The 4,719-nt window shown below is 66.4% G+C and carries 4 protein-coding genes; all 4 read left to right on the forward strand.

Annotated features, from left to right (window positions below; genetic code table 11):
* Positions 1 to 159: 159 nt before the first annotated feature.
* Positions 160 to 741: a type IV toxin-antitoxin system AbiEi family antitoxin domain-containing protein gene (locus tag LOK55_RS13800; protein ID WP_229935828.1), complete on the forward strand. Its 582-nt coding sequence runs from the start codon at positions 160 to 162 to the stop codon at positions 739 to 741.
* On the forward strand, positions 738 to 1,643 hold the full coding sequence (locus tag LOK55_RS13805) for a nucleotidyl transferase AbiEii/AbiGii toxin family protein (RefSeq protein ID WP_229935829.1): 906 nt from the start codon (positions 738 to 740) through the stop codon (positions 1,641 to 1,643). Before LOK55_RS13800 ends, LOK55_RS13805 begins: the two co-directional genes overlap by 4 nt.
* A 17-nt stretch (positions 1,644 to 1,660) precedes the next feature.
* Positions 1,661 to 4,321 (forward strand): DEAD/DEAH box helicase, encoded by a 2,661-nt coding sequence (locus tag LOK55_RS13810; RefSeq protein WP_229935830.1) that lies wholly within the window; start codon positions 1,661 to 1,663, stop codon positions 4,319 to 4,321.
* Between the two features lie 128 nt (positions 4,322 to 4,449).
* On the forward strand, positions 4,450 to 4,719 hold a 270-nt coding region (locus LOK55_RS13815; protein WP_229935831.1), incomplete at its 3' end, for a hypothetical protein.

The raw sequence follows: 4,719 nt of genomic DNA on the forward strand, positions 1-4,719 counted from the left end.
TCGGGCTACCGACAGCTACGCAGTGATTCGTGCTGATTCGCGCCTCTCGGGAGGGTTTCTGGTCACCAATCTGGTCACCGAATCCCGCCACACTCTACCGACAGAAACCATCACAGGTATGCTCTATCTGTAGCTAATTCTGCTGAACAGGAGACAGTGATGGACACCGCGACGCTGCCCGATCTGTTCGGCTACGACGACTTGGCACGGCAGGGCCTCACCCGACATGGCCTCGACCGGCTGATCGAGGCCGGAGAGTTCGAGCGCATCTCCCCTGGCCTGTTCCTACGATCGGGACTCGCAGACGACACGACGGCGGCGTGGATCGCGATCGCTGCGAAGAAGCCCGACGCAACACTGTGCCTGCTCACGGCACTGTCGTTGCACGAGCTGACCGATGAGATCCCCGCCCAAAGCGACATCGCCATCCTGCGCGGCACGCATCCGGTCTCCATCCATCACGCACCCATCGCCTGGCACCGCTTCGACACCGACACGTTCGGCATCGGCCGCGGCGAACACACTCTGCCGGGCGGGCGGTCCATCGGCCTGTACTCAGCCGAGCGCACTCTGATCGACCTGTTCCGGCTGCGGCATGCCTGGGGCAGCGACCTTGCCCTTGGCGCGCTGAAGCGGTGGCTGCGCGAGCGTGGCAACAGCCCCGGCGCGTTGCTGGCGCTCGCGGAGAGCTTCCCGAAAGCGCGCCCCGCGATTCAGCAGGCCTTGGAGGTACTTCTATGAGCCCGAACCCGCAACATGGCACCCCGGCAGGCGATGCGACCATCGCCATTCGCGGTCTCGCCCGACAGACCGGCGCGGACGTACAGGAGCTGATGACTCTATACGCGCTCGAAGGACTACTGGCGCGGATCGCGCACTCTGAGTACCGGGAGGACTTCGTCTTGAAGGGCGGCGTTCTGCTCGCCGCGTTTGCCGCGCGTCGGCCGACGAAGGACATCGACCTGCAAGCTACCAGACTCACCGGCGACCCCGAGGAGGTCGCCGAGCGCGTCCGCGTCATCGCTGCGCTGGATGTCGCCGACGGGCTCGAGTTCAATCCCGCCAGCGTCGCCGCGACGACGATCCGTGACGAGGACGAGTACGCCGGCGTCCGGGTCAAGCTCACCGCGAGGCTCGGCACCGCGCGACTCACGGTCGGGATGGACGTGAACTTCGGCGACCCGATCTGGCCCGTGCCGCGCCTCATCGACCTGCCACGAATCGTGCATCTCGACCTGCCATCCGTGACGCTGCTGGGCTACCCGCTGACGATGGTGCTCGCCGAGAAGATCGCCACCGCCGTCGATCGTGGCATCGCCAACACCCGTTGGCGTGACTTCGCTGACGTCTACACGCTCATTCGACTCCACCCCGTCGACGCTGGCGAACTTCGCGCGTCGATCGAGACCGTTGCCGAGTACCGCAAAGTCGCACTTGCACCTCTGTTGCCCGCGCTCATGCCAATGAACGAACGAGCGCAGCAGAAGTACCTCGCCTGGCGCACGCGATCCCACCGTGACGGCGAGCTTCCCGCGGCGTTTGCCGACGTGCTCTCTGCGGTCGCAAACTTTGCCGATCCAGTGCTGTCCGCCACAACGGCAACAGGACGATGGAATCCCCGTCTCCATGTCTGGGAAGCCTGAGAGGAACGACACCGCGCATGCCCCTGAGCCACGACGAGGCGCAACAACTGCGCCTGGTGATCGAAGAGGTCACCGAGTGGTCGAAGCACGCCACGGCAATCGTCGCGCATCGCGCTCGGGTCGCTGCTGAGGCCGATGCCGCGTTCGGCGTGCTTCGCGCGCGCATGGTCGATGTGGCGATCCGAAATGGGAGTCGCTGGACGGTGTTGCCGCTGCGGGATGCCGATGGTGGGCAGCTCGGCATCCTGGCCCGCTCCGTCTCGCTGCCGGAGATCCAGCCAGGGGAGGCGACCTGGCTCGGTCAGCTCACGAACGAGGTGCCGAAGGCGCTCAACGATGCGAGGTCGAACTTCGGACTCCGCAAGCTGTTCAGCGGTGGTCAGTCGCGCGGAGCGGGCGAACGTGCAGGCCGCTACCTGCTCGACTACCAGCGGTGGGGTGCTGCGTCGGGTGTTGCCGCGACGCTGGCCCGCTTCGATGATCGCGCACGCCCGGCACAGCCCGTCGATGTCGTACACGCGCTGGTCCCGTCCGTGGGATTCGCTCCGCGGCTCTCGTCGCTGGGCGTCGGCAAGCTCGTCCCGGGCACAGCGGTCGCCAGCCTCGCCGCTGCGGTCAAGACGATCCAGGAGGCGCTCGATAAGGAGTCGCGCTACCGACAGCAGGCTGTCGATGCTGGTGTCGCTCTGAGGAAGGCCGAGGCGCAGAAGGTCATCGCCGAGATGCCGGTGGAACGGCTGAAGGATGCGACCCGTGAGCGCATCCGCATTGGTCCGCTCACGGATGCGGGCATCGCCACGATTCAGGACGTGTTCACCTACGCGAACCGTCTCGCATCAATCCAGGGAATCGGCGCGACATCCGCGCACCGGATTCGCGGAGCCGCCCAGACCCTCTGGCAAACGACCTATGAGGAGATGCCGGTGCGGATCGACATCGCCGCACCCTCGCCGCAGACGATTAACCTCGTTCGGCACCTTGCCACCTGGGACGCGACCCGACGGACGAAGAACGCCACTCGCGACCTCGCACGAGCCGAGGCACTTACCCCGCTGGCGCAGGCGCTCGATCCGCAAGTGTCCCAGCTCGCCGTCTTCGGAGGCAGCACGGACGAGTTCATCGCTGCCATCGAGGCCGTCGTGCTGCGCGCACAGGGCATCTCAGGCACCGCGGCAGGCTCGGCTCCTGCCGACCCCTGGCAGGACTTCCTCGCCAGGCCGGCCGACTACTTCGCCATGCTGCAGGAGCTGGGTTTCCTCACCGAGGACGAGGACGCGGTGCTCGGCGGGCTGCCCGAGGAAGTCGTCGCCGCCGTCCGCGAGTTCGAGCTGGAGACGGAGCATCTTTCCGTCTCCTTGCGCGGGTATCAGGGCTTCGCGGCTCGGTTCGCACTCGTGCAGCGCAAGGTCATCATCGGCGACGAGATGGGGCTCGGAAAAACCATCGAGGCGCTCGCGGTCCTCGCTCACCTCCGCGCGAAGGGCTCACACCATTCCCTGGTGATCTGCCCAGCGGCGGTCGTCACTAACTGGGTTCGAGAGGTGCACGCGAAGTCCGCGCTGAACGCTCACCGACTGCACGGGCCGGGCCGAGACGCCGCACTTCGGGGCTGGCGTCGTCAGGGCGGTGTCGCCGTGACGACCTACGAGTCGCTGGGCTGGCTGGAACCCCACCTCGGGAGCGTGGAGGAACTGGCCTGCGTCGTGCTCGACGAGGCGCACTACATCAAGAACCCCGGTGCGCTCCGCGCTCAGCGCAGCGCCCGCGTGATCGACCGCGCTGACCGTGCGGTGCTGCTCAGCGGCACTCCGTTGGAGAACCGGGTCGAGGAGTTCCGCACGCTCGTCGACTACATCCGCCCGGATCTCATGGTGGACGCCAGTGACCTACGCCCGCGACTCTTCCGACAGCAGGTCGCGCCCGTGTACCTGCGGCGAAACCAGGAGGACGTGCTGACTGAGCTTCCCGAGCTGGTCGAGGTCGAGGAATGGCTGCCGCTCTCCCGCGCCGACGCAATCGCCTACCGGGATGCGGTGATGGCGGGCAACTTCCAGGCGATGCGCCAGGCCGCGTTGCTCCAGGGCAGCGACTCTGAGAAGCTCCAGCGTCTTATCGAGATCGTCGAGGAGGCGGAAGACAACGGACGTAAGGTCATCGTGTTCTCCAACTACCTGAGCGTCTTGGATGAAGTCACCGCGGCGCTGCCCGGCGTGGTCTTCGGGCCGCTCACCGGAGCCGTTCCTGCTGCGAAGCGTCAGTCGATGGTGGACGACTTCACCTCGGCCGAGGCAGGTGCGGTGCTCGTCTCGCAGATCGTCGCCGGGGGTGTCGGCCTGAACATCCAGGCTGCCTCGGTCGTGGTGATCTGCGAACCGCAACTCAAGCCGACGACCGAGTGGCAGGCCATCGCCCGCGCCCGCCGGATGGGCCAGTTGCAGTCCGTGCAGGTGCATCGCCTGCTCTCCGAGGAAGGCGTTGACGTGCGCATCGTGCAGATCCTCGCCAAGAAGCGCGAGCTGTTCGCGGAGTTCGCCGCGATCAGCGAGACCGCCGAGGCTGCCCCGGAAGCGTTCGACGTGTCCGAAGCCGAACTCGTGCGCGAGGTCATCGAGTCCGAGCGCCAGCGCCTCTTCTCTGATGCGCGGGCTTCGGAGCCGGCGAGCGAGCAGGGAGGTTGACCAAGTGCGGACGCTCGGCTCTACCCCGAGGCGGACCCGTCCAAGGAGTCGATGACTGCGATTGGATCTGCACCACCCCAGACGTCCTCGTAGTGGGCGCGTAGCAGACCCGTCGTGTATTCGCTCAGGTGAGACACGACCGTGAGCTGTGCGCCGCCGAGCGAGGTACCGATCATCAGCCCCGACCCCGCTATCGGCAACGCCAGCCGATCATGCAGCAGCTTCGCTTCGGCCTGTACGAGTCGAACTTCGGCGTCCGGGTATGCGCTCAGCACAATTCCGAGGTCTCGACGACGCTCATCCCGAGTCTGGCCCGCTATCTTGCGGCCAGGCAACGGATCAGCAGCGAGAACGCGTCGAACTTCGGCGTGACCGAACAAGTCGAAAAGCGCCGACGC

Source organism: Microbacterium sp. F2E, from assembly GCF_020905435.1.
Lineage (GTDB): Bacteria > Actinomycetota > Actinomycetes > Actinomycetales > Microbacteriaceae > Microbacterium > Microbacterium lacticum.

Excerpts from the sequence above, each read along its gene's own strand:
- LOK55_RS13800 (WP_229935828.1), top strand. The coding sequence starts at position 160 with ATGGACACCGCGACGCTGCCCGATCTGTTCGGCTACGACGACTTGGCA.
- LOK55_RS13805 (WP_229935829.1), top strand. The coding sequence starts at position 738 with ATGAGCCCGAACCCGCAACATGGCACCCCGGCAGGCGATGCGACCATC.
- LOK55_RS13810 (WP_229935830.1), top strand. The coding sequence starts at position 1,661 with ATGCCCCTGAGCCACGACGAGGCGCAACAACTGCGCCTGGTGATCGAA.